Source organism: Lentzea sp. NPDC055074 (genome assembly GCF_053608005.1).
Window position 1 is genome coordinate 509,283 of record NZ_JBSGUQ010000004.1, and the last position, 25,494, is coordinate 534,776.

The following is a 25,494-nucleotide window of genomic DNA, read 5'->3' on the forward strand; positions in this document are numbered from 1 at the left end:
CGCGTTCGTGGCGTTAGGGCCGAGAAGATGACCGATCGGGTTGACCACCGGGTGCGTGAGGACCGCTATCCCTTGAGCCCGGCCGTTTTGGCCGGTGCCGAGTCGTTCGCGCGCAGCTGGGCAACGGCCGTGATCGGGTCGAGCTACGTGCCGATGACCAGGGCAGAGGTCGCACAGCACCTGCAGGACCTCACCGAGCGGCTGGTCGAGGCCCTGTTCGCGAGCCCGTTCCGCACCGCCCCCGGTTACGAGATCGGCTCACGTCTGGTCGACGCGCACTTCACCGGCACCGACACGCTCGGCCGCACGATCCAGCTGCTCGGTGACGACCTGCTGGTCGAGCTGGGCTTCCCCGGCGACGCCAGGCTGACGTCCCGCCTCGCGGCCCTCCAGGGCGCGCTGGCCGCCGGGTACGCCCGCGCGCTGCGCGAACGCACGCTGGCCGAGCAGGAGGCGATCAGGGCGGCCGTGCTGGACGCCCGTGACCAGGCAGAGTCGATGCTGCGCGCGTCGGAGGCCCGGTTCCGCGCCATGTTCACCGAGGCCGCGATCGGCATCGGCATCGCCGCGATCGACGGCCGCATCCTGGACGTCAACCAGGCCCTGCAGGACATGCTCGGGTTCAGCGTCGAGGAGATGCGCCAGTACAACGTGCGCGACCTCATGCACCCCGAGGACGCGGGCAGCGTGTGGCGGCTCTACGACCAGCTCATCGCGGGCGAGTGCGACCACTACCGCGCCGAGAAGCGCTTCCACCGCGCCGACGGCGAGCAGGTGTGGACGCACCTGACGTTGTCGCTGGTCCGCGACGACCACGGCGAGCCGCAGTACCAGGTCGCGATGATCGAGGACGTCACCGACCGCCACCTGCTGCAGAACCGCCTGCGCTACCAGGCGCTGCACGACCCGCTCACCGGGCTGCCGAACCGGGCGCTGTTCCTCGAACGCCTCGGCCGCGTCTTCAACAACCGCGCGAAGCACGTGCGGGCGGGCCTCTGCTACCTCGACCTGGACGGCTTCAAGGTCATCAACGACTCGCTGGGCCACGACACAGGAGATCAGCTGCTGGTCGAGGTCGGCCGCCGGCTCGATCACTCGGTGTCCGGCGAGGGCAAGCTGGTCGCGCGCATGGGCGGCGACGAGTTCGTGATCCTCGTCGAGGGCTCGTCCGGGGAGCAGGACATCGTCGACGTGGCGGACCGAGTGCTGACCGAGCTCGAGGCCCCGATCCGCATCGCGGGCCACGAGCTGTCGGTGTCGGCGTCGATCGGCATCGTCGAACGGCAGCTGTCCGGCACGACGTCCGCGGACCTGATGCGCGACGCGGACATCACGCTGTACTGGGCCAAGGCCGACGGCAAGGCGCGCTGGGCGCTGTACGACCCGGAGCGCAACGCGAAGGAGGTCGCTCGCTTCACGCTGTCGGCCACCATGCCGCGCGCGTTGGAACGCGGCGAGTTCTACGTCGAGTACCAGCCGCTGGTGCGCCTGGAGGACTCCACCGTCACCGGTGTCGAGGCCCTGGTGCGCTGGCAGCACCCGGAGTTCGGGCGCCTGGCGCCGGACCGGTTCATCGAACTGGCCGAGGAGACCGGCCTGATCGTCCCCTTGGGACGGTGGGTGCTGCGCAAGGCGTGCGAGGAGGCCCGGCGCTGGCTGGAGGAGTTCGGTGACGCGGCGCCGTTCGTGTCGGTGAACCTGGCCGTGCGCCAGTCCCGCGACCCCGAGCTGGTCCGCGACGTCAAGCAGATCCTCGACGAGTGCGCGCTGCCCCCGCACCACCTGCAGCTGGAGCTGACGGAGTCGGCGATCATGGGCACCGCCGACGAGCCCCTGGAGGCGCTGCGGGCGTTGTGCGACATGGGTGTGCGCATCGCGATCGACGACTTCGGCACCGGCTACTCGAACCTCGCCTACCTGAAGCACCTGCCCGTGCACGAGCTGAAGATCGCCGGCTCGTTCATGGAGGGGCTGCGCGCGGAGAACGAGGAAGACCCGGTCGACGCGCAGATCGTCGCGACGCTGGTGCAGCTCGCGCACGCGTTGTCGTTGGGTGTCACGGCCGAGGGCGTGGAAACGCCTGCTCAGGCCGCGCGGTTGCTGCGTCTGGGCTGCGACACGGGTCAGGGCTGGTTCTTCGCCCGGCCGGGGCCGCCCGAGAACATCGACAGCCTCCTGCGTGGTGATCTCTAGACCGGGGAACTCCGAGTGTCATGAAGCCCTTGGCGCTCGTCGTGCTCCTCCTGGTCATGTCGGCCCCGATGGCCCGCGCGTCTGCCGAGGTGGTTCCTCTACCGGCCGACAAGCAGGCGTTCGGCACGGCCAGGTCCGCGGCGAGCCCGGTGTGGTTCACCCTCGGCCACGAGGGGCTCTCCGAGATCTTCTTCCCCGATCTGAGCACGCCCGCCACCCGTGAGACGCGGTTGCTGGTGGACGGGAAGCCCGGCCGGGCGTACACCGAGCCGGCCGACGACAGGTCGCTGACGTTCCGGCAACGGCTCCGCGGCGACGGCTGGCAGGCCGAGATCACCTACGTCACCGACCCGCGGCGCGCGGCCGTTCTCGCCGACGTCGAGTTCAGGTCACAACGTCCGGCCCGGTTGTCGGTCGAGCACGTGCCGATGAAGGGGTCCAGCGAGGTCAGGACCACCCTGCCGACCGAGCCCGTGCGACGCGCACACGGCACGTTCGCGGTCGGTTTCGGTGAGGGAGTCGCGCAGGCCGCGCTCGACCGCGGGTTCCGTGACGCCGCACGGGAGTACGCGCAGGGCTGGCACACGTACCTGAACGGGCTGACCAGGCCGAAGTCGGCGGACCGGCGGCTCTACGACATGTCCGTGATGGTGCTGGCCGCGACCGAGGACAAGACCCACCCCGGCGCGTCGATCGCGTCGCCGAGCTTCCCGTGGGCCTTCGGGTTCGACCGGGAGCTGGCGCCGGAGCTCGGGCCGTACGCGCTGGTGTGGCCCCGCGACCTCTACCACGTGTCCACGGCCATGATCGCGGCCGGAGACCGCGGGTTCGCCGAGCGCTCGCTGGACTTCATGCTGAACGAGCAGCAGCAACCGGACGGCCACCTGCCGCAGAACACCCGCGTCGACGGCACCCCGGTGTGGCTCAAGGTCCAGCTCGACCAGGTCGCGGCGCCGCTCCTGCTGGCCTGGCACCTCGGTCGCCGAGATCAGTCCACAGTGGACTCGCTGCGCCGCTCCGCCGACTACCTGCTGAGCTACCCGAACTCGCCGTTCAGCGAGCAGGAACGCTGGGAGAACCAGGACGGCTACTCGCCCGCGACCATCGCGTCGGTCGTCGCCGGCCTGGTCTGCTTCGCGGACCTCTTGCAGCGCAACGGGGAGAACGCCGACAAGTACCTCAAGGCCGCCGACGCGTGGCAGCGGAAGGTCGAGGGCTGGACCGCGACGAAGACCGGCCCGTACTCGCCGAAGCCCTACTACCTGCGGCTCACCAAGGACGGACAGCCCGACGCGCCGACGAAGTACAACCTCGGTGACAACAACCCCACCGACATCGACCAGCGCGCGGTCGTCGACCCGAGCTTCCTCGAACTGGTGCGGCTCGGCCTGAAGCGCGCCGACGACCCGACCATCCGCAACACCGTGCGAGTCGTGGACCAGCAGCTGAAGGAACAGGGCTACTGGCACCGGTTCACCCAGGACGGCTACGGCGAGACGGCGGACGGCAGGCCGTGGGGCATCAACTGGCCGACGCCGACCCGCACGTACGGCAGGCTCTGGCCGTTGCTGACCGGCGAACGCGGTGAGTACGAGCTGCTCGCCGGGGACAGGGCCAGCGCCGCGAAGCGCTTGAAGGAGATCGCCGCGACCGCGAACAGCGGGCTCATGCTGCCCGAACAGGTGTGGAACGGCCGGGGTACCGGCTCGGCCACCCCGCTCGCCTGGACGCACGCGCAGTACGTGCGGCTGGCGTGGTCGCTCGACGCGGGCCGTCCCGTGGAACGGCCCGACGTCGTCGCGAACCGCTACGGCGGCTAGCGCTTCGACACGTTGTGCCCGGAGAGCTGGACGACCGGCTGCGCGCCACCCAGGTCGGACGTCCGGTACTCGGCCCGGATCGTCTGGCTCTCACCGGGGAACAGCGTGATGTAGTTGTCGCTCCAGTCGACCGGCAGCACCTCGGCACCGCCCTGACCCTTGCGCAGCGACGCCCGCATGAAGAACGCCACCGACGTGCCGGTGTTCCTGACGGTCACCGACGTGGCCTGCCTGCCGTCCGCGCCGGGCGTCGTCGTGGAGGTCACCGACACCTGGCCGGCCTTCAGCGAGCTCAGCGACTTCAGGTCCGTGTACTGGGCCTGCGGCGTGTACCACCAGTCGCCGGCGTTGTAGTTCAGCGTGTCCGCCTTGGTGGACAGCCAGTAGACGTTGCGGTCGATCTCCCTGCCGCTCGCGTCCTTCAGCAGCAGCCGGACGAAGTACGCGGGTGACAGCCCGGACGGCTGCGGCAGGTTCCCGACCCGCACGGACCCGTTCGCCTTCGCCGGAACGGAACGCGTCTCGTTCGCCTTCTGCGTGCCGTCGGAGTTGAAGACCGTCACCTGCAGCTGCAGGCCCTGCTTGGCTTCCAGGCCCATGTTCACCACGGCGAGCGACTTGTCGTCGTAGGAGTACTGGGCGTGCAACGCCTTGTTCGCCGTCTTGGCGCCGAAGTACGACCCCGCGGTGGCGAGGTTGTAGTTGTAGAGGTGCCAGAAGAGCTTGGGCCACGGGTCGTTCTGCATCCAGTAGATGACGCCCTGCGCCTGGTTCGCGCCGGTGTCGGAGAAGTCGCGGCCGAACGCCTCGAACTGGGCTCGGTTCGTCTCGTACTGCTGCAGCTGCGCCTTCTTGACGAAGTCGTCCACAGTGGACGGCTTGCCGTAGCGGTTGTCGAGCGCCGTGCCCCAGAAGCCGATCTTGCTGAAGTTGCCGGACGGCGACAGGTGGTACTGCTGCGCGTTGTAGTCCGTCAGCTTGGAGATCTCGGCGGGGCTCATGAACTTCTTCAGCTCGTCCATCTCCGGGATGGCGAGGCCGGGGCCGATCTCGGACGCGAAGCCCGCTGACCCGCCCTTCTGGTTGTTGTACCAGTAGACCGGCGGCTCCCACCAGTACGGGCCGTCCATCTTCATGCCCGAGTCACCGAGCTGCGGAGAGCTGCGACGTGCGGCCGCGGTGATGATCGGCGTCTGCCAGTCGGCGCGCTTCAGGGCGTCCAGGTAGATCTTCTCGACGTCGGTCACCGGGGCCTCGTCCGAGCCGATCAGGAACGTGAACACGCTGGGGTGGTTGCGGATTCGCTTGGCCTCGCCCTCGGCGGACGCGCCGGCGACCCTCTTGTCCTCCTCGGTGAACCCGCCGGTGTTCTGCCACCTAGAGCAGCACTCCCAGCCGGTCATCAGCAGGATGCCCAGGCGGTCGGCCATGTCGTAGATCTCGTCGTTCTCCGGCTTGCCCTCCAGCCGGATCGTGTTGAGGCCCATGGACTTCGTCAGCATCATCTCGTCGGCGATCTTCCGCACGTTCGTGCGCAGGAAGAGGTCGGACGCCCAGCCGCCGCCGCGGATCAGGATCGGCTTGCCGTTGATCTGGTACTGGACGTTGCCGCTGATCATCTTCGAGGTGACCTCGCGGATGCCGAACGTCGTCTTCTGCTCGTCCGACTTCACGCCGGCGACGGTCGCGGTGGCGGTCGCGTCGTACAGCGGCTGCGCGCCCATCTGGTACGGCCACCAGACCTGCGGGTTGGTGACGTTCAGCGGGAACGTGACGGTCTTGGTCTCGTTCGCGGCCAGGCTCACGTTCTGGCTGTAGCTCTGGCCCGCGGCGCTGCCGGCGACGGTCGTGGTGACCGCGCTGCCGGTGTTGTTGCGCGCGTCGACCCTGACGGTGACCGCGGCGCTGGTCAGGTTCGGCAGCGGCAGGTCGGACAGGACGTGCAGGCCGCGCACCGAGACCGGGCCGCTCTGCGTGATGTCGACGTCGCGGAACAGGCCCTGGTTGCGGTCGGGCGGGAGCTGGGCCCAGTCGATGAAGTGGATCACCAGGTCCTTGGCCGGGTCGGACGGCGAGGCCTTGATCGCGAGCGCGTTGTCGCCCTTGCGCAGCAGGCTGGTCACGTTGAACTCGAACGTCGGGTAGGCGCCGACGACCGTGTCGGTGCCGGCGACCTTCGTGCCGTTCAGCCACACCTCACCGCGGGAGATCACGCCGCCGTTGAGCTTGAGGAACGTGTTCACGCCGGGCTGCGGGTCGGCCTGGAAGACCTTGCGGTACCACCACGGCACCTTGAAGTCGTTGGGGTCGGCCTTCTTCAGGTTCTCCGAGTAGTTGACGTCGCCGTACCTGTTGTTGGCGATCAGGCCGGCCATCACCGTCGACCGCGCGGGCACGGTGAGCCAGCCGGCGTCCGAGTAGGACGGACCGGAGATCACGGTGCCGGACTGGGTAGCGGTGGCGCTCGTCTGCATGCGCCAGTCCGGGACGGTGGAGGTCTGTCCGGGTGCGGCGGCCACCTTCAGCGCCGCTCCCGTGCCGGGCACGGGGCCCGCGTTGGCGGAGGTGCCTGGCACGAGCAGGGCCAGACCCACCGCCGCCACGACCAGGGCCGGTAGTGGTCGGTTGCGCAGCATGTCGCTCCTCGACGCATCGGGGCGGCGGCGCTTCGGGGTATCGTAAAGAAGGTTTCCTTTTGGTGAGGTCACCGGCAATGCGTCGTACGGGTGACGCGGGACACGTCGAACGCCACACTCCGTGCCCGGGGATCCGATAGTTTGGCCCGCATGCGTCGACTTGCCGTCCCGTTTCTGCTGGCAGCGGTCCTGTCCGGGTGTTCTTCGACAGAGCCGGGCAAGCCCTCCGCGAGTGACCAGACCGGCTCCGCTCCGACGACCGGAACTTCTGCCGGGACCGCCCCCGTGAAGAGGCCCAAGACCGTCGATCTCCTGGCGCTCGACCCGTGCGCGCTGATCTCTCCCGACCAGACGACGGCTTTGGGTTTGAGCACCGTCAAAGCGGGGGACCCGTTGCCCGCCTACGGGGAGGGGAGCAAGCGATGCAATGCGTCCTACGCGGACCGCAAATACCTCTCCACGATCCACACCCTGGTCAACGGCGGTGTGGACAGGCTGAAGCGGACGGTCGGCGAGTCGAAGCTCACTCCCCTTCAGGTCGCCGGTTATCCGGCCTACCTCACGCAGCGGGAGTCGCCGGGGTCGGCAGGTACCTGTGAGATCTACATCGACGCCAACGACGCCCAGTTGTTGCTGGTCGACGCGATCTCGGGGTTCGGTGACGCGAGCTCGACCCTGGACGTCGCGTGCGAGCGGGCCAAGGCGCTCGCCGGAGCCGCCGGCGCCGTCCTGGCGACCAAGTGAGAGTTGAGTAGAAGTACGCGTCTTGTACCGGGAACCGGTCACTCGCGTAATGCATCAGAGCTAAAGTCGTCCCAAATGCACACATGGTCCGTCCCCGGGCCGTACTGAGGAGGGTGTGCCGTGTTTCTCGCGGATGGTGGAGGCGGAGGCGTTTCGACGCCGCCCGAGTTCGGTCAGCGAAAGCTGAAGGTGGACCCGTCCGCCATTCCACAGGCGAGGAAGGCCTTCGAGCAGGCACTCGCGGAGTTCGACGAGAAGATCGTGCGAGCTGTCGACCAGCTGCCCACCACGCCGTGGGCCAAGGACCCGATCAGTGGCGAGACCTCGAAGGTCTTCAACGAGCAGACGTCCGAGAAGGCGCTGGCCGCGTTGCGCGCCTACCGCACGCAGCTCTCCGGCGTGGTCGACCAGCTCAAGGCCATCGAGCAGCAGTACATCCTCACCGAGGGCGACAACGCCGCCATGTGGGGCCGGCACCAGCGAGACCAGGACTGAGAGGGGGACTGACCGATGACTGACCACCGCTTCCAGGGGTACGGACACCCCGAGCTGTACAAGATGATCAATTCTGGCCCCGGCGTCTCCGCCTCCATCCCGGTCGAGGCCGGCTGGAAGCAGATCGCCGCGTCGCTCGCCCAGATCGACGCCGACCTGCACGCCGGTCTGACGAAGATGGGTGCGGGCTGGGAGTCCGACGCCGCCGACGCCGCCCAGGGCGCGCTGTCGCCGCTGGCCCAGTGGGCGGGCTTCGCCGAGACCGGCGCGACGACCATGGAGTCCTCCGCGCGCCTGCAGGGCGAGTACATCGCCGACGCGCGCAAGAAGATGCCCGAGGTCGTCCCCGTCACGACCGAGAAGCCCGGTTTCCTCGACATCGCGGGTGGCGCGCTGACCGGTCCGGTCGGCATGGCGCACGTCATCAACCAGCAGCGCGACCACGAGCGGCAGGAAGCCGCCGCGGACAACGCCGCCGCCAAGGCCGTCCAGGTCATGGAGGACTACCAGTCCGACAGCCGCTGGAACTCCTCGACGCTCGGCGACTTCCCGACGCCGCCGCAGGTCGTGATCGACACGCCGCCTCCGGGCGACACCGGCACGGGCAGCACGCGCGTCGGCTACACGGAGCCCACCGGCATGGGTCCGTCCGGCACCGGCACGACGACCCCGTCGTGGTCGACCGGCTCGCCGACGCAGACCACCACCACGGGTCAGGTCTCGACCGGCTGGACCCCTCCGCCGACCGACACCACGCACACCTCGTGGACGCAGCCCCCGACGACGGTGGCGCCTCCCACGCACACCCCGCCTCCCACGAACCTGCCCACGCCGACGCCGCCTCCCACCTCGACGCCGGTTCCCGGTGGCCCGGTGTTCACGCGTCCCGGCACGGGCGGTCCCGGTGGTCCTGGTGGCCCCGGCCGTTCCGGTGGCCCTGGCGGTCCCGGCGGCTCCAGCAGCGTTCGCGGCGGCCAGCTCGGTGGCGGCGGCAAGTCGTTCGGGCCGATGTCCGGCTCGCTCGGCTCGGCCGGCCAGCAGGGCGCGATGAAGCCCGGTGGCATGCCGGGCGGCATGTCCGGTCTGGGCTCTGGTCCTGACGCGCTGCGCGGTGGTGGTGCCGCGGGCGCCGGTACCGCTGGTGCCGGCAAGGGCGGCGCGGCCGGCATGGCTGCTGGTGGCGGCGCGCACGGTCAGAAGGGCGAGGGCGAGGACGACATCGAGCACAAGGCGGCCGACTACCTGGTCGAGACCGACGACGTGTTCGGCGACGACCGCATGGTCGCTCCGCCGGTCATCGGCGGCTTGCCGGAGTGAGTCTGTTCGGCGCACCGGCGGAGAGGGAGCCGATCACTCTCTCCGCCGAGGAGTTCGACGTGCTGTGGGAACGGATGAACGTCGGCCCCATGCCGCTGCTCCTGAAGGTTCCCACCCCGGGCAAGACGCGGGACGAGCGCGTCCAGCTCGAGAACCGCGTCTACCAGCAGTTGGACCAGCGGCGCCTGGGCAACTCGCGCGGGCTCTCGTCCGAGCTGGACGGGCTCCTGCGCATGTTCGTGAAGCCCGAGCGGGAGGCGGACGGCCGCCTCTGGCTCGGCCACAGCGTGCGGGTCCTCGCCGTCGCGAACGGTGACTGGACCGCCGTGGCGACGCTGCGGGACGACCAGCTGACGTTCCAGCCGTGGGCGGGCTCCGGCCTGGCCTCGGCGGTGCTGTCGGTCCTGCCGCAGCACCCCGCGGGCACGGGGCTCTCGGTCACGCTGCCGAGCGCGGACATCGAGAAGGCGATCGCGCAGACCGACGGGTCGCCGAAGTCGATGGAGGCCTCGTTCCGGAGCATCGGGCTGCGCGAGGACGACGCTAAGGCGCTGGTGAAGATGTTCACCGGGCTCGTGCACACCGGGAACTTCGGCGCGGCCGCGCGGGACAAGTACGGCAAGCGCTGGCGGCCCGAGCGCGTGATCGCGTTCTTCGACACCGAAGAAGGCCGCTACCTGCAGCAACGCAAGTCCTCGAACGGTCAGCCGCCGTGGAGCACGTTCACGCCGACCGACGGGCGCCGGATGCTGCACCAGGTCGACGAGCTGATCTCCGAGGCGGTTCGTTCCGCGGGCGCCTGATGTCTGGTTTGATCTGACCACCGCCGCCGTGGCCAAGACCCCTTGGAGACGGCGAAATGAGCATCGACAGAAGGCTGTTCCTGCTGGCTACAGGGGCTGCACTGGTCGGGACGTCAACGATGACGGGGACTGCCACCGCGCAGTCCTCCGCTTCGCTGTGGCAAGAGTTCGTTGCCAACCCGTACAACCACCCGCAGATCCCGAACATCGCCTACGCCGGCTACCGCACGGGTGAGAAGCCCGCCCGCCGTCCGGTCCTCGCGAACGTCCTCTTCTTCGGCGCCCGGCGCGACGGCTCGGCCGACGCCTCCGCCGCGATCAACAAGGCCGTCGAGTTCGTCGGCAGGCTCGGCGGCGGCACCGTGTACGTGCCACCGGGCCGCTACCGGATCGACGACATCATCCGCATCGGCTACGACAACGTGGTGCTGCGCGGCGCGGGCAGCACGAAGACGACCTTCTACGCGACCCGGTCGCTGGAGGAGATCGTCGGCATCAACCGCAGCCGCTACGGCTCGGAGAACTCCGCCTGGAGCTGGTCGGGCGGCCTGGTCTGGGTCTGCCACCGCGACCGGTACCAGCCGCTCGTCGACGCGATCAAGGCGCGCAGGTGGCCGTTCGAGGGTTGGACGGGCAACGAGCTGGAGCAGGGCTCGACGCTGACGAACGTGACGAGCTCTGCCGCACGGGGCTCGTTCGTCGTGACCGTCGAGAACGGGCGGAAGCTGCGCGCGGGCCAGCGCGTGTTGCTGCGGCTCGACGACTCCGAGTACTCGCTGCCCAAGCACATGTGCGGCGACGTTCCCGGTACCGCCACGTACAAGTGGGACGACAAGGACAAGCTCCTGTCGTACTTCCCGTTCCTGTGGCCGGTGCGCGTGGAGTGGGTGCGCGGCGACAGGGTCAAGCTCGCGCAGCCGTTGCCGCTGGAGATCCGCCCGGAGTGGAAGGCCCGCCTGACGACGATGGCGCCGGTCGTCACGGGGTCCGGCGTCGAGGGCATCAAGATCGAGATGTTCAAGGTGCCGACGCCGAAACACCTGCTGGACAAGGGGTACAACGGTGTCGCGTTCCAGTGCGCGTGGGACTGCTGGGCCGACGACGTGCACGTCCAGGACGTCGACAACGGCTTCCTCCTGGTGTCCTCCAAGGGGATCTCGCTGCTGAACACGCGCGTGTCCGGCCGCGGCCACCACCACGCGTACGCCGTGCGTGAGCAGTCCCACGACAACCTGACCGACGGCTTCGTGATCGAGGCGCCGTCCGAACCCTCGCAGGCGGGCGCCGGCAACCACGGCCTGAACGTGGAAGGCCTGTCGTGCGGCAACGTCTGGACCCGCGGCCGCATGGACCACGACGTCTTCGACACCCACCGCGGCCTGCCGTTCGCCAACGTCCGCACCGAGATCACCATCAACAACGTGGGCGCGCACGGCGGCAGTGCGAACGCGGGTCCGTTGTACGGCGCCAGGTTCGCGCACTGGAACGTCACCGTCACGAACCAGCGCGCCGGCAACGTCCGCATCGACCAGGTGGCACCGTGCAGCGCCACCGTCGCGATCTCCGAGGTGCGCGACTTCGGCCAGATCGACAAGCCGGACTTCACCGGCGAGCTGAACTCCCGGCTGGAGCTCTACGGCACCACGGACGTGACGCCGCGCAACCTCTATGACGCGCAACGAAAGCTGCGCCGCTCATGAGCTAGCCATCGCCACGGGCAACGACCACGCCACGTCGTCGAGGTCGGTGGGGAGCACGACCCTCTCCACCGACCTGCCGATCCTGCGCGTCCAGCCTTCGCCGGTGAGCTCCAGCCGGTACGACGTGTGCTCGCTCGGTGTCGTGTCGGACAGCAGCAGGTGCTGCCCGTAGGTCCGGCCCGCCGTGGCCAGCGTCTGCAGGACCTCTTCGAACTCCGGGCGTTCGTCCAGAAGCCCGTGCACGCCGTCGATGCAGACCAGCAGCTCGGGCAGGACGAGCCCGGTGGCGCGGTAGTCCCAGATGCTCCGGAAGTTGTTGTGCGCCAACGTTCTGGTGCGCTGCTCGTGGTCCTCCAGCAGGTCCACGATGCCGTGCCGCACGTGCGGTGCGCCGTCGATGCCCGCGAACACCCCGTTGCCGTGGAAGTCGATGAACACGACTTCCAGCTCGTCCGGTGAATGCCGTGCCATCTGCCCGAGAACCAGCGCGCGGATGCCCTCCGCCCGTCGGTCGTCCGGCGCCACGACCCCGCCGTGCGGACCCATCCCGTCCTGCAGGTGCTTGGACTTCAGGTCGATCTCGACCGGCTGCCCGAACTCGTCCACGCCCACCGGAACCCGGTACTGCAACCGGACCGGGCGCGACTTCCACGCGTGCCTGTTCGGCATCTCGTGCAGGGCGAAGAAGTCCGGTGCGGGCTCGTCCTCGTGCATCAGCGGGGGCAACGACCGCGCCATCTCGCCGAGGTTCGCGGGCGCCGCGCAGTCGTCGATCCGCAGGCCCGCCAGCGTGCTCGGACCGTCGAGCAGGAGTTGCATCCCGGACTTCCCGACGTCCGCCGCGACGGGCGCGAACGCCGCCTCTCTCACGTCCCCGAACCCGCTGACGCACACCAGGAGCTGCGGCAACACCTGGTCGAAGCCGCGGTGGTCGAAGACCGTCCACGTGTTGCCGACGACCTCCAGCCGCCGTTCCGACTCCTCGGCCAGCAGGTCCGCGATCCGCTGCGGATCACGTGCCGCGTGGCGATGACGAGCCAGCACGTGGGGGGCCTGGTCGAGCCCGTCGAACACGTCCGAGTCGTGCGCGTCGATGAAGATCGCCTGGAACAGCTTGGGCGAGTGCGTGGTCATCAGGCCCAGCACCACGCTGCGGAACGCGTCCGGCGACGTGACGCTCAGATGCGTTCCCGTGCGCCACTTCCCGTCGGCGAAGTGCGTCAGGTCCACGACCACCGGCAGGCCGTTCGAGTCGACGCCGGCCGGGACCTTCCACCAGCGGCCCTTCCACGCGAGCGCCTTGGTGAACCGCTTCAACCCGTGCAGCGCCAGGAAGTCCAGCACCTCGACCCGCAACGGCACCCGTTCCGGCAGCTCCTCGACCGACCGCGCGGTGACGATCACCCGCACGTTCCACGCCGCTGCGGCGATCCACCGCACCGACTCGGCGAGCCCGGGATCCTGTGCGGCGCAGTACTTCCAGTCGTCGACCAGCAGCGTCGCACCGGGCTCCGCGCCGCGCTCGAACCACGCCAGCAGGTTCTGCCGCCGCCGTTCGTCGCCGGGCTCGAAGCTCACCGCGACGCCCGCCGCGTCACCCCGTCCGATGCGGTAGATCCCCGACACGGCAGCGATCCGCCTGGCGACGAGGTCCGGCGGCCCGATGAGCGCGAGGTGGTTCACGGGAGCGCGATCTGCGTGGGGAGGCGGTCGGGCAGGGAGAGGCCGAAACCGGGCCGGTCCGGTACGCGGGCGGCCTGGTCGGGGTCGAGCAGCGACGTGGCCGGGTCGTCCAGGCGGAACTCGACGGCGAACGCCAGGCTGTCGCGGATGAACGGCGGCACCTGGTTCCACGTGCGAGCGGTCACGACGATGTGGCGCTGCGGGTCGAGCGGCTCGCCGGGGCCGTCGAGGAGCTGGTAGCGCTCCGGATCGCGGAGCACCGCCGCCAGGGTGCGCAGCGTCGTGCTCTTGCCCGTGCCCGGCTTGCCGACGATGGCCCCATGGCGCAGTTCTCGGGTGAAGGTGGGTACCAGGACGTCCCGCTGTTGCTCGGAGGGACGGGTCACCAGGCCGATGGCGCCCGGCGGCAGCACGTCCAGCTTCAGATCCGTTGTGGACGGTCGTGGCGGCAGGGTGATCTTCTGGGTGGACTGGAAGGCGCCGGGCGGCGGCAGGGCGAGCACGTGCGCGGGCGGGCAGGTGCCGACCAGGGCCGGTGGCAGGACCTCGGCCCACTCCTCGAGGTCGTACGGCGGAACCGCGGCCGGCCAGGCGGGGATCTGCGCAGGCGGGGCCGCCGCCAGCCGGTCACCTGAGTAGAGCAGGTGGACGCCGAGCTCGTCACCTGCCCCGCTGAGGGACTGCAGGAGGCCGCGGTAACCGGGGTGCCGCTCCACCAGCGCCTCGGGGCTGTCCACGCAGACCATGAGAGCTGGGAAGGGCTCGCCCGTCCGCTTGAGACGGCGCCGGCGGTCGAGCTCGCCGGTCAGGCCCGTGTAGAACTGCTGGAGCATCTCGTCGTCGTCTTCGCCCGTGAACGCGCACGCCACGTGCGGCGCCGCCTCCAGACCGTCGAACAAGCCGACGCTCTTCATGTCGAAGAGGGCGAAGTTCAGGTCCGTCGACGAGTGCGTGACCATGAGGCCCAGCAACGCGCTCAACAGCTTCTGCTCGCGTTCCGCGGGCGGGGCCAGGCAGGCGGCGAGGGTCCCGTTGACGTCCAGGTACACCGGCCAGCCGCGGGCGTCGGCTCCGATGGCCGCCTGGAGGTCGTGGCGCTGGTACTTGTTGCTCAGGTCGGGTTCGATCTCGTGCAGCGCCAGGAAGTCCGTGGCCTCGCCGTGCAGGTGCCGCCGCAGCCGGCCGGGCACCTCGGACCACTTCCGCGCCGTGACGACGACCTGCACGCCCCGTGCCGGCCCGAACGCGGCGATCCACTCGACGGTCCGGTCGAGCGCCGGGTCGAGGCCGGAGCACAGCTCCCAGTCGTCCATCAGCAGCACCGCCCCCGACGGCGCACCGCGTTCGAACCAGTCCAGCAGGCTGCGGCACCCCGGCTCGTCCGCCGGGTCGAAGGTCGCGGACACGGGCAACGGGTCCGCCCCGCGCCCGATCCGGTACACCGAGATGTTCGGTGCCGCCGCCAGAGCCGCCGTCAACCGCTCCCTGGTCGCCTGCCCGGGACCGACGACGGCGAAGTTCCTGATCACAGCCCAGGTGTATACCAACAGCGCCGGGAGCGCCGCTGCCCCTTCGCTAATGTGGGCGGCGTGCCAGCCAAAGCCGTCGACCCAGCCGAGATGCGTGCCGCCGTCGCAGCAGTGCTCCCGTGGCTGCGAGGTGAGGCTGACCAGCCAGAACGTCCCGCGCTCGCCGCCGCCGTCCGGCTGAGCCTGCGCACCCTCGAGCAGATCGCGCCCGGCCGCAGCGTCGAGGTGCGCGTCCCCCCGTTCGCGGCGGTGCAGTGCGTCGAGGGGCCGCGCCACACCCGCGGCACGCCCCCGAACGTCGTGGAGACCGACCCGCGCACGTGGCTCGAGCTGGCCACCGGCACCCTGGCCTGGGCCGAGGCGCTGGACGGCGCTCGGGTCACCGCGTCGGGGACCCGAGCCGACCTCTCACCGCTGCTGCCGGTCGTGAAGTTCTAGAACGCTCCTGGTCGTGAAGGTCTAGAACCAGGACCCGATGGTCTTGATCGCGCCACCGACACCCTCGACGGCGTCGCGCCCGAGCTCCACCACGTTGCCCACGGTGTCGACCACGACGTCGCCGACGTCGCTCGCGACCTCGCCGACCGTGTCCACCGCGTGCCCGGCCGCGTCGCCCCAGCGCCCGTCCGAGATGTCGTCGACGACCTGACCGCCACCGCGCCAGACGTCCTCGCCGATGTCGACGACCTCCTTGCCGGTGTTGACACCCCAGTCGATGACAGGCCCGACCCCTGGCAGGTCCGAACCGGGCACCTCACGCGGCGTGGGAGCGTCCTGCCAGCGCTGCTCGGTGACGCTGCCGCCGTCGCCGTTGGCGATCTTGGCGAGGTTGCTGAGCGACTCGGAGCCCTTGTCGTAGTACGACGAGTGGGCGTGCCCGATCCAGGACTCGCCGGACGTGCCGAACGTCTTGGCGCCGAACGAGGAGTCGTAGGGACCGGTCGAGGACCCGTCCTTGGTGAACCAGTCGCCGCTCGTCGCCTGGATGACCGGGTCGTGCTCCGTGCCACCGACGTAGACGTGCCCGCCGCCGGCCGACAGCTGGTCGACGTTCGACGCACCGACGCCCGGCGAGCCGACGAACACGATGTCGTCCGCCTTCAGCCCGTTGTCCATGGCCGAGTAGCCGACGACCGTGCTGCCGTAGCTGTGGCCGATCACCGTGACGTGGGCGTTCGGGTTGGCCGTGCGGTAGCCCTCGACGTCCTTCGCGAGGATCTGGCCGCCCTCGATCGCCTGCTGAGGGTCGTTGACCTGGCCGGGGAGGAACTCCGGCGCGTCGTAGCCGAGCCACTGGATCGCGGCGCCGTCCGGGCCCATCTGCGCGCTGAGGTTCGCGGACTGGTCCAGCCCGAAGCTGCTGAGCGTGGACGTGGTGCCCGGCACGCACACCGCGACGTTCTTCGCCGTGTCCGGGTTGCCGAACGCGACGGCGATCGCACCTTCCTTGGCACCGGCGCCGTCGGGACTCCAGGCGAGCACGTACGCCGGCTTGCCGTTCTCCACGGCCAGGTCGTCCGCCTTGTCCAGCGCACCGACCGCGTCGTCCGCGTTCTTGGCGCGGCGGGCGGCTTCGTCGTACTGCGACATCAGCTGCGAACCCTGGGCGTCGTTGCGCAGGGCGCGCTGACCGTCCGCGGAGTTCGGGTCGACGCCGAGCTCCCGCGCCCGATCGGCCAGTTGCTGTTTGAGCTGATCCTTCTCCGCGTTGAAACGCGCCGCGTCCTCGGGGATGCGCTTGCGGTTCGCGGCGTCCAGCACGTCGGCGGGCAGGCCGCGGAGCTGGCCGAGCTCCTGGTACTTGGTCTTCTGCAGGGCGTCCTGCTGGTCCTTGCTGAGCGACTTCCACCAGTCGGCGACGGCCTTCGGGTCCGAACCGGGCGGCGGGACGGGAGGAAGCGCACCACCCGCGCCACCGCGCTGGGCCGCCCGGTCCCAGCCGCCGTCGGCGCGCGCGGCCTGCTCGAAGCCCGGCGGGATCTTGGTGAGCGCGGACGCGTAGGACCGCAGAACGTTGTCGTAGCCCGACTTCACCTTGTTCAGGGAGTCGTTGACCTGGTTCGCGAGCTGGCGGGTCTGCGCCTCGTCCATGCCCGGCGGACGGCCGCGCCACACGCTGATCGCCTGGTCCGCGGCGCCGCGCATCTGCCCGTAGGCGCGCGAGGCGGCCTGGACGATGTCGACACCCGCGCCGAGCCGTTCCGCGGCGGCCTTGGCGGCGGTGGCGGACAGCTGCGCACGGGCGGTGAACTTCGTGGCGGCCTCGCCGGTCCAGTTGCTGACAGCGGTCTTGCCGCCGTTCAGGACGGACTCGCCCGCGCGGCCGACCGCGCTGATCGCGCCGGTGATCGGATCCGAGGCGGCGGCGATGCGGCCGACGTCGCCGGACGCGAGCCTGCTGTAGAGGCCCTCGGGGTCGGGGTAGCTCACTTGCCGCCTCCGAGTCCCTGCATGATCTTCTGCAGTGCGCTCATGTGGTCGTCGTCCGTGCGCTGGTAGACCTCGGCGTTCGCCACGAGACCCTCCGCCGCGTCGGTGATCCAGGCGGACCCGCGCTGCAGGTCCTGGGCGTGCTTGCCGACGAACCCCGCCAGCGCGTCCGCGAACTCGGCGGCGGCGTCCACCTCGCCGAGCGCGCCCGCGTCGAGCCTGAGCATCGAGATCATCTCCGCTGCCTCCCGCACCGCGTCGGAGCCGTTGCCGAACTCCTTGGACGCGGTGTGCAGCAGCTCTGGCTCAACGCCGAACATCGCCACCCCCTGTTGGTCACCGATCACTGCGACGCGAATACATCATGGTCGGTTCCCCACTCACCCGTAGAGCGTTTCGGGCACGATGTCGCTCATGGTGCAGACGGGGTGGACGGCTCAGCGGTGGACCGCTGTGTTCATCGAGCAGGCAGAGATGTTCCGCAAGGCGGTGGCGGCCGCGGACCCCGCGACCGAGGTGCCGACACGGCCGGGATGGACCGTGCAGGACCTCGTGATCCACCTGGGTCGCTTCCTGGAGACCTCCACCGACTACCTGCGCACCGGCAGCCGCACGGCGATGCAGCCGTCGCCCCCTCAGGCCGGGCTGACGCCGCTCGAATACCTCGACCTGCAGCTGACCGCGGCCGCGGAGATCCTCACGGCGGTACCGGGAAACCGCCCCGTCTGGACGTTCTCACCCGCCGCGCCGGATCTCGCGTGGGTGTGGCACCGCCGGATCGCGCACGAGACGGTGCTGCGCCGGTTCGACGCGCAGACGGTCGTCCGGGAGGTCGTGGCCACGGACGCCGACCTCTGCGTGGACGGCATCGACGAGGTGCTGACCACGATCGTCGCGGCCAAGCTCGACGGCGACGTGCCGAACATGACGTCCGGCACCGCGACCGTGCGGCCGACCGATGTGCCGGAGTCGTGGCTGATCTCCCTGGCGCCGGAGGAGGTGCCGGAGATCCGTGCCGCCGCCCCCGGTGAGGAGGGCGACGCGCAGGTGACCGGCGAGGCCGAGGTCGTCTACTTCTGGCTCTGGAACCGCATGAACTTCAAGGAGATGACCGGCGACCGGCGCGTGCTGGACGTTCTCCAGGTCGGACGGGGGCACTGATGCGCAAGCTCGTGATCGTGGCGCTGGCCTGCCTCGCACTGACCGCCTGCGGCGACAAGAGGTTCGAGGGCGACATCAGGTTCAAGGTCACCAAGGCGGACTCCGAGGGCTACGAGCTCGTCCTGGCCCAGCAACAGCCGGTCGACATGGTCAGCGACTGGTACTCGGGCCGGGTCCTCGCCAAGGAGTTCCCGGATCCCGTGGCCGTCGGCGACGAGGTGGTCTGCCACGTCGTGCAGGAACGCGTCAACGAGAAGCACATCGCCACCCGCACCCAGACGACCGGGTGCAAAAAGGCCTGAAGTGGGCCGAAGGCATGAGTTTCATCACCTCACCAGGGGTCTGGAGGGGGTAGTTCACCCGGTGCTCCACATACACTCGGAGGCGCAGCCAGCCCCATCGTGAGGGAGCCAATTCGGTGGTCGACGACCATTCCCAGTCCGAACAGGAACCCCGTGAGGAGTGCGGCGTCTTCGGCGTCTGGGCTCCGGGTGAAGACGTCTCCAAGATGACCTACTACGGCCTCTACGCCCTGCAGCACCGCGGGCAGGAGGCGGCCGGCATCTCGGTCGGGGACGGGGCTCAGGTCGTCGTCTTCAAGGATCTCGGTCTCGTCAGCCAGGTGTTCGACGAGCAGGTCCTGCAGAGCCTCAAGGGCCACGTGGCCGTCGGGCACTGCCGTTACTCCACCACCGGGTCCACGACCTGGGAGAACGCCCAGCCGACGTTCCGCACGACGGCCGCCGGCAGTGGTCTGAGCCTCGGCCACAACGGCAACCTGGTGAACACCGCCGAGCTGCTGGAGAAGGCCAAGAGCCTCGGCATCGTCGAGCGCAACGGCGCCACCACCGACTCGGACATCCTCTGCGGCCTGCTCGCCCACGCGGCGGCCGACAAGGGCATCGAGCAGGCCGCGCTGGAGCTGCTGCCCACGGTCAAGGGCGCGTACTGCCTGACCTTCTCCGACGAGTCCACCCTCTACGCGGCGCGCGACCCGCACGGCGTCCGCCCGCTGGTGCTCGGCCGGTTGGAACGCGGCTGGGTCGTGGCGAGCGAGACGGCGGCGCTCGACATCGTCGGCGCGAGCTTCGTGCGCGAGGTCGAGCCCGGCGAGCTGATCGCGATCGACGGGGACGGCCTGCGGTCGACCCGGTTCGCGACGCCCGAGCCCAAGGGCTGCATCTTCGAGTACGTCTACCTGGCTCGGCCGGACACGACGATCTCCGGACGCGGCGTGCACGCCACCCGCGTCGAGATCGGCCGCCGCCTCGCCAAGGAGCACCCGGTCGAGGCCGACCTGGTGATCCCGGTGCCGGAGTCCGGTACGCCCGCGGCCATCGGCTACGCGCAGGCGAGCGGCATCCCGTACGGGTCGGGCCTCGTCAAGAACGCCTACGTCGGCCGGACGTTCATCCAGCCGTCGCAGACCATCCGCCAGCTCGGCATCAGGCTGAAGCTGAACCCGCTGCGCGACGTCATCCGCGGCAAGCGGCTCGTCGTCGTGGACGACTCGATCGTGCGCGGCAACACCCAGCGCGCGCTCGTCCGCATGCTGCGCGAGGCCGGTGCGCTCGAGGTGCACGTGCGGATCGCCTCGCCGCCCGTCAAGTGGCCGTGCTTCTACGGCATCGACTTCGCGTCGCGGGCCGAGCTCATCGCGAACGGCCTGGACGACGACGGCATCCGTCGTTCGGTCGGCGCGGACTCGCTCGGGTACGTGTCGCTGGAGCAGTTGGTCGCGGCGACCGAGCAGCCCAAGTCGCGGCTGTGCTCGGCGTGCTTCGACGGCGAGTACCCGATCGAACTGCCGCAGGACGCGCTCATCGGCAAGCACCTGCTCGAGGGCCTCAAGGGCGTGTCGGGCTCGGCCGCTCCCGTTCTGGCGAACAGCTATGGTGCCGAAGACGCGTTGCGTCGCCCCTGAGCACCCGATATCCAAGTGGAAGAAGTTGACGTGACCGACAGCGCCAAGGCCACCTACGCCGCCGCCGGAGTCAGTATCGCCGCAGGTGACGAGGCGGTGGAGAAGCTCAAGCCGTGGGCGGCCAAGGCGCACCGGCCCGAGGTGCTCGGTGGCATCGGTGGCTTCGCCGGCCTGTTCCAGCTCAAGCTCGACCGCTGGAAGGAGCCGATCCTCGCCTCCTCCACGGACGGCGTCGGCACCAAGATCGCGATCGCGCAGGCGCTCGACAAGCACGACACCGTCGGCATCGACCTGGTCGCCATGATCGTGGACGACCTGGTCGTGTGCGGCGCCGAGCCGTTGTTCGTGCAGGACTACATCGCGGTCGGCAAGGTCGTCCCGGACCGGATCGCCTCGCTCGTCAAGGGCATCGCCGAAGGCTGCGTCCAGGCCGGCTGCGCGCTGCTCGGCGGCGAGACCGCGGAGCACCCCGGCCTGATGGGCGACGACGACTACGACATCTCCGGCACCGGCGTCGGCGTGGTCGAGCACTCCAAGCTGCTCGGCCCCGACCGCGTCCGCGACGGTGACGTAGTGATCGCGATGGGCTCGTCCGGCCTGCACTCCAACGGCTACTCGCTCGCCCGGCACGTGCTGCTGGAGATCGCGCGGATGCCGCTGGAGGGTCACGTCGAGGAGTTCGGCCGCACCCTCGGCGAGGAGATGCTGGAGCCGACCAAGATCTACGCCAAGGACTGCCTGGCGCTGATCGCGGAGACCGAGGTGCGCGGGTTCTCCCACGTCACCGGTGGTGGCCTGGCCGCGAACCTGGCCCGCGTGCTGCCCGAGGGCCTGCACGCGACGCTCGACCGCGGCACCTGGACGCCCGCGCCGGTGTTCCAGCTCATCGCCCAGCGCGGCCGCGTGGAGCGCGAGGAGATGGAGAAGGCGTTCAACATGGGTGTCGGCATGGTCGCCGTCGTCGCGCCCGAGGACGTCGACCGCGCGCTGGCCGTCCTCACCGCCCGCCACGTGCCGGCGTGGGTGCTCGGCGAGATCACCAAGTCCGAAGAGGGCGGCGCCGTCCTCGTTGGCGATCACCCCCGTTTCTGAGGCAACCTCCTGACTCGGTCGTCGCGTACTAAGCGGCGACCGAGGAGGGGCACTTGGACCGCGACCGCGAGTTCGGGGAGTTCGTCGACGCACGCGCGCTCGTCATGCGCCGCACGGCCTATTTGCTGTGCGGCGACTGGCATCGAGCCGAGGACATCGTCCAGCAGGCGTTGATCAAGATGTACGTCGCGTGGTCGCGCGTGCGCAAGGACAGCGTGGACGCCTACGCGCGCAAGGTGCTGGTGCGCACCGCCATCGACGAGACCCGGCGCGGGTTCTTCCAGCGCGAGCGCATCGTCGACGCCGTGCCGGAGAGCGCGGTCACGGACGCCACCACGGATCTCGACCTCCGCCGTGCCCTCGACGCGTTGCCCGCGGGACAACGCGCCGTCGTCGTGCTGCGGTACTGGGAGGACCTGAGCATCACCGAGACCGCCCGCATCCTCGGCAGGACGGAGGGCACGGTGAAGAGCCAGGCCGCCAAGGGGCTCGCCGCGTTGCGCGACCTGCTGGAGAACGAGCCGGCGTCGCGGATCTACACCTCCGAGGTGATCCGGAAGGGCAGGACCAGGCTCGTCCGCCGCCGCACGGCGATCGCGGGGGCGATGGTGTTCACGCTGCTCGCCGGGGCCGGCGTGACCGGGTACCTGGCGGCGGTGCCGCACAAGGCGTCGGCACCGGCGCTGTCCCAGGCCGACTCCGGGGGTGTGGTCGACCGCAGCGCCGAGCTGACCAAGATTCTGCGCAGGCAGTACGCACTGCCTGTCGGTGTCGTCGCCGAGGACGTCCCCGAGATCGACGCGCAGGCGTTCGTGTTCTTCACCCGCGACGCGACCACCAACACCCCGGACGGCTTCCAGCGAGCGGTCGCGAGGCTGCGTGACGCCCAGGGCGTCGGTGGTGTGACGATCAAGATCGACCGCACGTCCAGGGACCTCGGTCTCTGCGAAGCGCCCGTCTGCCGCACCGAGGAACGCAACGGCGTCAAGCTGCGCATCACCCAGTTCCCGATCCCCGGCAACCCGGCCGCTCAGCTCGTCTACGTCACCGCCACCCGCTCGGACGGCTCGACCGTCACGGTCACCGGCGACAACCTGGGCAGCTTCAGCGACGGCGTCCGGGGCGAGCCGGACCCCGGTGGGACGGTCCAGCGGTCCGCGCCAGTGCTCGACACCGAGGAGCTGATAAAGATCGCGACACTTCCGGGTCTGACCTTCTAACCTGGAGGCATGAACGACGTGACCGTGACGAGGACGCTGGTGGTGCCGGCGTCCGAGTTGCGCGAGCGTTTTTCCAGGTCAGGTGGGCCGGGCGGGCAGGGAGTGAACACGGCGGACAGCCGCGTCGAGCTCTCGTTCGACCTGGCTGCCTCGCCGTCGGTGCCGGAGCACCTCAAGGCGCGGATGCTGGAGCGGCTCGCGGGCAGGCTGGTCGACGGCGTGATCACGATCGCCGCCTCCGAGCACCGCGCGCAGCTGCAGAACCGGGCCGCCGCCCGCGAACGCCTCGCCGCGGTCCTCCGTGCCGCCGCCGCGGCACCGCCTCCGGTGCGCAGGGCGACCAAGCCGACCAGGGGTTCGCAGGAACGCCGCATCGCCTCGAAGAAGCGCCGTGCGGACACCAAGAAGGGCCGCGGCCGTTCAGGCTCCTGGGACTAGGGCGTAGATCCGTTCGGGCCGCCCGGTGCCGCCGTACCGCAACCGGACCTCGGCTCGTCCCATCGACACGAAGTGCTCCAGGTACCGGCGTGCGCTCACCCTCGCCACACCGGTCGCCGAAGCGCACTCCGACGCCGACTGCCCCTCCGGGTGTGCCCTCAGGGCGTTCTCCACGAGCCGTGCCGTCTCCGGCGTCAACCCCTTGGGCAGCAACGGTTTCGAGGTCGGCCGTGCACCGAACACCTGGTCCACGTCGGCCTGTCCGGCCGAGTCGAGCCGGTGCAGCTTGTCCCGCAACGACGCGAAGTGCGCGAGCTGGTCGCGCAGGGCCGGGTAGTCGAACGGCTTGATCAGGTAGTGCAGCACGCCCCCGCGCATCGCACTGCGCACGGTGTCGACGTCGGTCGCCGCCGTGATCACGATGACGTCGACCTCCTCGTTGGCGCGCAACGACTTCAGCACTTCGAGCCCGTTGACGTCCGGCAGGTAGACGTCGAGCAGCACGAGGTCGGGCTTCAGCTCCCGCACCAGCCGCAACGCGTCCCCGCCGGTGTGCGCGACCCCGACGACCTCGAACCCGTCGGTGCGCGCGACGTATCCACTGTGGACCTTCGCCACCATGAAGTCGTCGTCGACGACCAGCACCCGGATCACCAGGGCAGCCTTGCCGTGAAGACGGAACCCGACACGCTCACCGAACCGCCGCGCCGCAGGCACGCCCGCCTGATCAGCGCGAGCCCGATGCCGCGTTCCCCGTGCGATGCCGCCTTGGTCGTGAACCCGTGCCGGAACACCTCGTCCGCGAGTTCCGGTGCCACACCGGGACCCGAGTCGCGGACCACCACCTGGACCTCGTCGTCCAGTTGCACCACACCCACCTCGATCCACTTCCCCGCGCCGTTCGTGCTCAACGAGCTCAGCGCGTCCAGCGCGTTGTCGACGAGATTTCCCAGCACCATCACCAGGTCCGCGGACAGGGCCTCGTCGACCCTGCCCAGCACGCTGTCCGGGCCCAGCCGCAGCGCCGTGCCGCGTTCGGCCGCGAGCGACGCCTTGGCGATCAGCAGCGCGGCGACGGCGGGATCGCCGATCGACGAACCGACCTCGGTGCGCCACTGGTCCTGCGCCGTGCTGATCTGGTGAACGTAGTTGGTGACCTCGTCGTACTCCTTCAACGAGATCAGCCCGGCGATGGTGTGCAGCCGGTTCGCGAACTCGTGCGCCTGCGCTCTCAACGTGTCCGTCGCGTGTTGCGAGGCGTCGAGTTCATGTTGCAGCGCAAGGAGTTCCGTGCGGTCTCGCAGCGTCACGACCGCACCCTCGCCGCCGTCGATCGGCATGCGGTTCAACGTCAGCACGACGCCCTGGCGCAGCACGAGCTGGTCGACGCCGGTCGCGCGTCCGGTCAGCACGTCCCGCAGCCGGTCGTTGAGCTCCAGCTCCTCGACCGAGCGGCCGACCGCGTCCTCCGGCAACGCCAGCAGGTCGCTCGCGTGGTCGTTGACCAGCGTGATCCGGTTCTGCCCGTCGAGTCCGACGACGCCCTCGCGGATGCCGTGCAGCAACGCCTCGCGGTTCTCGACCAGCGCGGTGATCTCGTGCGGCTCCAGCCCGAGGGTCTGGTTCTTCACCCTGCGCGCCAGCAGCAACGAGCCGGTGACGCCGATGATCAGCGCGATCGCCAGGTAGCGCAGCACGTCGACGGGTTGCTGCAGCGCGCCCGCGAAGACCCCGGGGTCCTCCGCGCCCGCGATCACCATGCCGTTGACCCGGCGGCTCAGCGGGTCGAACACCGGCACGTGCGCCTCGATCGAGTCGCGGACCGTGCCCGTCCAGGACCGGCCCTCCAGCGCGGTGGCGCGGGTGTCCAGAGTGGACCCGATCTGGGACGGGTCCGGCGAGGCGATCACGAGCCGCTGGTCGTTGAGGATCAGCACGTAGGAGGCGCCGGACAGACTGCGGGCCGTCTCGGCGGGCGCCGACAGCTCGCGCCAGTTGCCCATCCGCTCCTGGACCAGCGAGTTCGCGGCGACGGTCTCGGCGACCGAGAGCATCCGGCGTTCCTCGTTGGAGCGAAAGTTGCTGCCCGTCTGGACAACAGTCAGCGCGCCGACCGCGCCCAGTAGCAACGTGACGACTACGAGTTGCCATGCGAGGAGCTGACTGGCCAGGGAACGGCTGCGACGCATGTGACCTCCCGTGACCAGAAAGACCGAAAGAAACCTTAGAAGCGCAAGAGCGACATCAAGGTTTACACGAGAGCAACATGTCCAACCACGCGGACGAGAGGCGGGGATCACAGTGTCGGT

At 69.9% G+C, this 25,494-nt stretch carries 20 protein-coding genes and 1 pseudogene; 14 read left to right on the forward strand and 7 right to left on the reverse strand.

Annotated elements, in window-relative coordinates:
* Positions 1–27 precede the first annotated feature (27 nt).
* Together ACWF7A_RS12950 and ACWF7A_RS12955 are read left to right on the forward strand one after the other, a co-directional pair.
* Positions 28–2,193 carry a putative bifunctional diguanylate cyclase/phosphodiesterase gene (locus tag ACWF7A_RS12950; RefSeq protein ID WP_452250605.1) on the forward strand — a complete coding sequence of 722 codons (2,166 nt, stop codon included), beginning with the start codon at positions 28–30 and terminating at the stop codon, positions 2,191–2,193.
* Between the two features lie 20 nt (positions 2,194–2,213).
* Positions 2,214–4,013, forward strand: a complete 1,800-nt coding sequence (locus ACWF7A_RS12955) for a glycoside hydrolase family 15 protein (protein WP_452250606.1) — start codon at positions 2,214–2,216, stop codon at positions 4,011–4,013.
* On the opposite strand, the gene ACWF7A_RS12960 is transcribed toward ACWF7A_RS12955, so the two are convergent.
* Positions 4,010–6,649, reverse strand: coding sequence for a glycosyl hydrolase 2 galactose-binding domain-containing protein (locus ACWF7A_RS12960; RefSeq protein ID WP_452250607.1), 2,640 nt, complete (start codon positions 6,647–6,649; stop codon positions 4,010–4,012). The two genes, ACWF7A_RS12955 and ACWF7A_RS12960, sit on opposite strands and share 4 nt — an antisense overlap.
* Before the next feature lie 150 nt (positions 6,650–6,799).
* Between ACWF7A_RS12960 and ACWF7A_RS12965 the strand changes: the two genes are divergently transcribed.
* The 5 genes from ACWF7A_RS12965 to ACWF7A_RS12985 all read left to right on the forward strand — a co-directional run bounded on the left by ACWF7A_RS12965 (position 6,800) and on the right by ACWF7A_RS12985 (position 11,708).
* Positions 6,800–7,393: a DUF3558 domain-containing protein gene (locus ACWF7A_RS12965; protein WP_452250608.1), complete on the forward strand. Its 594-nt coding sequence runs from the start codon at positions 6,800–6,802 to the stop codon at positions 7,391–7,393.
* Between the two features lie 120 nt (positions 7,394–7,513).
* On the forward strand, positions 7,514–7,888 hold the full coding sequence (locus ACWF7A_RS12970) for a transcriptional regulator (protein ID WP_452250609.1): 375 nt from the start codon (positions 7,514–7,516) through the stop codon (positions 7,886–7,888).
* A gap of 15 nt (positions 7,889–7,903) precedes the next feature.
* Entirely contained in the window at positions 7,904–9,205 is a 1,302-nt protein-coding gene (locus ACWF7A_RS12975; RefSeq protein WP_452250610.1) for a hypothetical protein, read from the forward strand.
* Positions 9,202–10,008, forward strand: coding sequence for an ESX secretion-associated protein EspG (locus ACWF7A_RS12980; RefSeq protein ID WP_452250611.1), 807 nt, complete (start codon positions 9,202–9,204; stop codon positions 10,006–10,008). Before ACWF7A_RS12975 ends, ACWF7A_RS12980 begins: the two co-directional genes overlap by 4 nt.
* 119 nt (positions 10,009–10,127) lie before the next feature.
* The gene (locus tag ACWF7A_RS12985) at positions 10,128–11,708 is read left to right on the forward strand and encodes a glycosyl hydrolase family 28-related protein (RefSeq protein ID WP_452250612.1); all 1,581 of its coding nucleotides are present in this window, start codon (positions 10,128–10,130) and stop codon (positions 11,706–11,708) included.
* Here ACWF7A_RS12985 and ACWF7A_RS12990 read toward each other — a convergent pair.
* Together ACWF7A_RS12990 and ACWF7A_RS12995 are read right to left on the reverse strand one after the other, a co-directional pair.
* On the reverse strand, positions 11,703–13,391 hold the full coding sequence (locus ACWF7A_RS12990; RefSeq protein ID WP_452250613.1) for a hypothetical protein: 1,689 nt from the start codon (positions 13,389–13,391) through the stop codon (positions 11,703–11,705). The genes ACWF7A_RS12985 and ACWF7A_RS12990 overlap by 6 nt on opposite strands.
* Positions 13,388–14,920: a hypothetical protein gene (locus ACWF7A_RS12995; RefSeq protein ID WP_452250614.1), complete on the reverse strand. Its 1,533-nt coding sequence runs from the start codon at positions 14,918–14,920 to the stop codon at positions 13,388–13,390. Before ACWF7A_RS12995 ends, ACWF7A_RS12990 begins: the two co-directional genes overlap by 4 nt.
* Positions 14,921–15,010: 90 nt before the next feature.
* On the opposite strand from ACWF7A_RS12995, the gene ACWF7A_RS13000 reads away from it, so the two are divergent.
* The gene (locus ACWF7A_RS13000) at positions 15,011–15,358 is read left to right on the forward strand and encodes a sterol carrier family protein (RefSeq protein ID WP_452250673.1); all 348 of its coding nucleotides are present in this window, start codon (positions 15,011–15,013) and stop codon (positions 15,356–15,358) included.
* Between the two features lie 21 nt (positions 15,359–15,379).
* On the opposite strand, the gene ACWF7A_RS13005 is transcribed toward ACWF7A_RS13000, so the two are convergent.
* On the reverse strand, positions 15,380–17,350 hold the full coding sequence (locus ACWF7A_RS13005; protein WP_452250615.1) for an alpha/beta hydrolase: 1,971 nt from the start codon (positions 17,348–17,350) through the stop codon (positions 15,380–15,382).
* On the reverse strand, positions 17,347–17,670 hold the full coding sequence (locus tag ACWF7A_RS13010; protein WP_452250616.1) for a type VII secretion target: 324 nt from the start codon (positions 17,668–17,670) through the stop codon (positions 17,347–17,349). The genes ACWF7A_RS13005 and ACWF7A_RS13010 overlap by 4 nt, the downstream gene beginning before the upstream one ends.
* A gap of 94 nt (positions 17,671–17,764) precedes the next feature.
* Here ACWF7A_RS13010 and ACWF7A_RS13015 point away from each other — a divergent pair, with 94 nt between their 5' ends.
* From ACWF7A_RS13015 to arfB, 6 genes and pseudogenes are all read left to right on the forward strand, one after another.
* Complete coding sequence (locus ACWF7A_RS13015) at positions 17,765–18,511, forward strand: maleylpyruvate isomerase N-terminal domain-containing protein (RefSeq protein WP_452250617.1); 747 nt, start codon at positions 17,765–17,767, stop codon at positions 18,509–18,511.
* Complete coding sequence (locus ACWF7A_RS13020) at positions 18,511–18,813, forward strand: hypothetical protein (RefSeq protein ID WP_452250618.1); 303 nt, start codon at positions 18,511–18,513, stop codon at positions 18,811–18,813. The genes ACWF7A_RS13015 and ACWF7A_RS13020 overlap by 1 nt, the downstream gene beginning before the upstream one ends.
* A gap of 116 nt (positions 18,814–18,929) precedes the next feature.
* Positions 18,930–20,435: an amidophosphoribosyltransferase gene (gene purF / locus ACWF7A_RS13025; RefSeq protein WP_452250619.1), complete on the forward strand. Its 1,506-nt coding sequence runs from the start codon at positions 18,930–18,932 to the stop codon at positions 20,433–20,435.
* Positions 20,436–20,465: 30 nt separating this feature from the next.
* A complete protein-coding gene (purM, locus tag ACWF7A_RS13030) occupies positions 20,466–21,527 on the forward strand; it encodes a phosphoribosylformylglycinamidine cyclo-ligase (RefSeq protein WP_452250620.1) in 1,062 nt (353 codons plus the stop codon).
* A gap of 53 nt (positions 21,528–21,580) precedes the next feature.
* Positions 21,581–22,039, forward strand: a pseudogene (locus ACWF7A_RS13035) (SigE family RNA polymerase sigma factor); the annotation flags it as partial.
* 717 nt (positions 22,040–22,756) lie between these two features.
* The gene (arfB, locus tag ACWF7A_RS13040) at positions 22,757–23,185 is read left to right on the forward strand and encodes an alternative ribosome rescue aminoacyl-tRNA hydrolase ArfB (RefSeq protein ID WP_452250621.1); all 429 of its coding nucleotides are present in this window, start codon (positions 22,757–22,759) and stop codon (positions 23,183–23,185) included.
* On the opposite strand, the gene ACWF7A_RS13045 is transcribed toward arfB, so the two are convergent.
* Together ACWF7A_RS13045 and ACWF7A_RS13050 are read right to left on the reverse strand one after the other, a co-directional pair.
* On the reverse strand, positions 23,168–23,839 hold the full coding sequence (locus tag ACWF7A_RS13045; RefSeq protein WP_452250622.1) for a response regulator: 672 nt from the start codon (positions 23,837–23,839) through the stop codon (positions 23,168–23,170). The genes arfB and ACWF7A_RS13045 overlap by 18 nt on opposite strands.
* Positions 23,836–25,374, reverse strand: a complete 1,539-nt coding sequence (locus tag ACWF7A_RS13050; protein ID WP_452250623.1) for an ATP-binding protein — start codon at positions 25,372–25,374, stop codon at positions 23,836–23,838. The genes ACWF7A_RS13045 and ACWF7A_RS13050 overlap by 4 nt, the downstream gene beginning before the upstream one ends.
* Between the last annotated feature and the right edge of the window lie 120 nt (positions 25,375–25,494).

What these genes read in the sequence shown, in the direction of transcription:
- ACWF7A_RS13010 (WP_452250616.1), bottom strand. Translation starts at nt 17,670, where the DNA reads ATGTTCGGCGTTGAGCCAGAGCTGCTGCACACCGCGTCCAAGGAGTTC.
- ACWF7A_RS12950 (WP_452250605.1), top strand. Translation starts at nt 28, where the DNA reads ATGACCGATCGGGTTGACCACCGGGTGCGTGAGGACCGCTATCCCTTG.
- arfB (WP_452250621.1), top strand. Translation starts at nt 22,757, where the DNA reads ATGAACGACGTGACCGTGACGAGGACGCTGGTGGTGCCGGCGTCCGAG.
- ACWF7A_RS13020 (WP_452250618.1), top strand. Translation starts at nt 18,511, where the DNA reads ATGCGCAAGCTCGTGATCGTGGCGCTGGCCTGCCTCGCACTGACCGCC.
- ACWF7A_RS12960 (WP_452250607.1), bottom strand. Translation starts at nt 6,649, where the DNA reads ATGCTGCGCAACCGACCACTACCGGCCCTGGTCGTGGCGGCGGTGGGT.
- ACWF7A_RS13000 (WP_452250673.1), top strand. Translation starts at nt 15,011, where the DNA reads ATGCGTGCCGCCGTCGCAGCAGTGCTCCCGTGGCTGCGAGGTGAGGCT.
- ACWF7A_RS12955 (WP_452250606.1), top strand. Translation starts at nt 2,214, where the DNA reads ATGAAGCCCTTGGCGCTCGTCGTGCTCCTCCTGGTCATGTCGGCCCCG.
- ACWF7A_RS12975 (WP_452250610.1), top strand. Translation starts at nt 7,904, where the DNA reads ATGACTGACCACCGCTTCCAGGGGTACGGACACCCCGAGCTGTACAAG.
- ACWF7A_RS13050 (WP_452250623.1), bottom strand. Translation starts at nt 25,374, where the DNA reads ATGCGTCGCAGCCGTTCCCTGGCCAGTCAGCTCCTCGCATGGCAACTC.
- ACWF7A_RS12985 (WP_452250612.1), top strand. Translation starts at nt 10,128, where the DNA reads ATGACGGGGACTGCCACCGCGCAGTCCTCCGCTTCGCTGTGGCAAGAG.
- ACWF7A_RS13015 (WP_452250617.1), top strand. Translation starts at nt 17,765, where the DNA reads ATGGTGCAGACGGGGTGGACGGCTCAGCGGTGGACCGCTGTGTTCATC.
- ACWF7A_RS12965 (WP_452250608.1), top strand. Translation starts at nt 6,800, where the DNA reads ATGCGTCGACTTGCCGTCCCGTTTCTGCTGGCAGCGGTCCTGTCCGGG.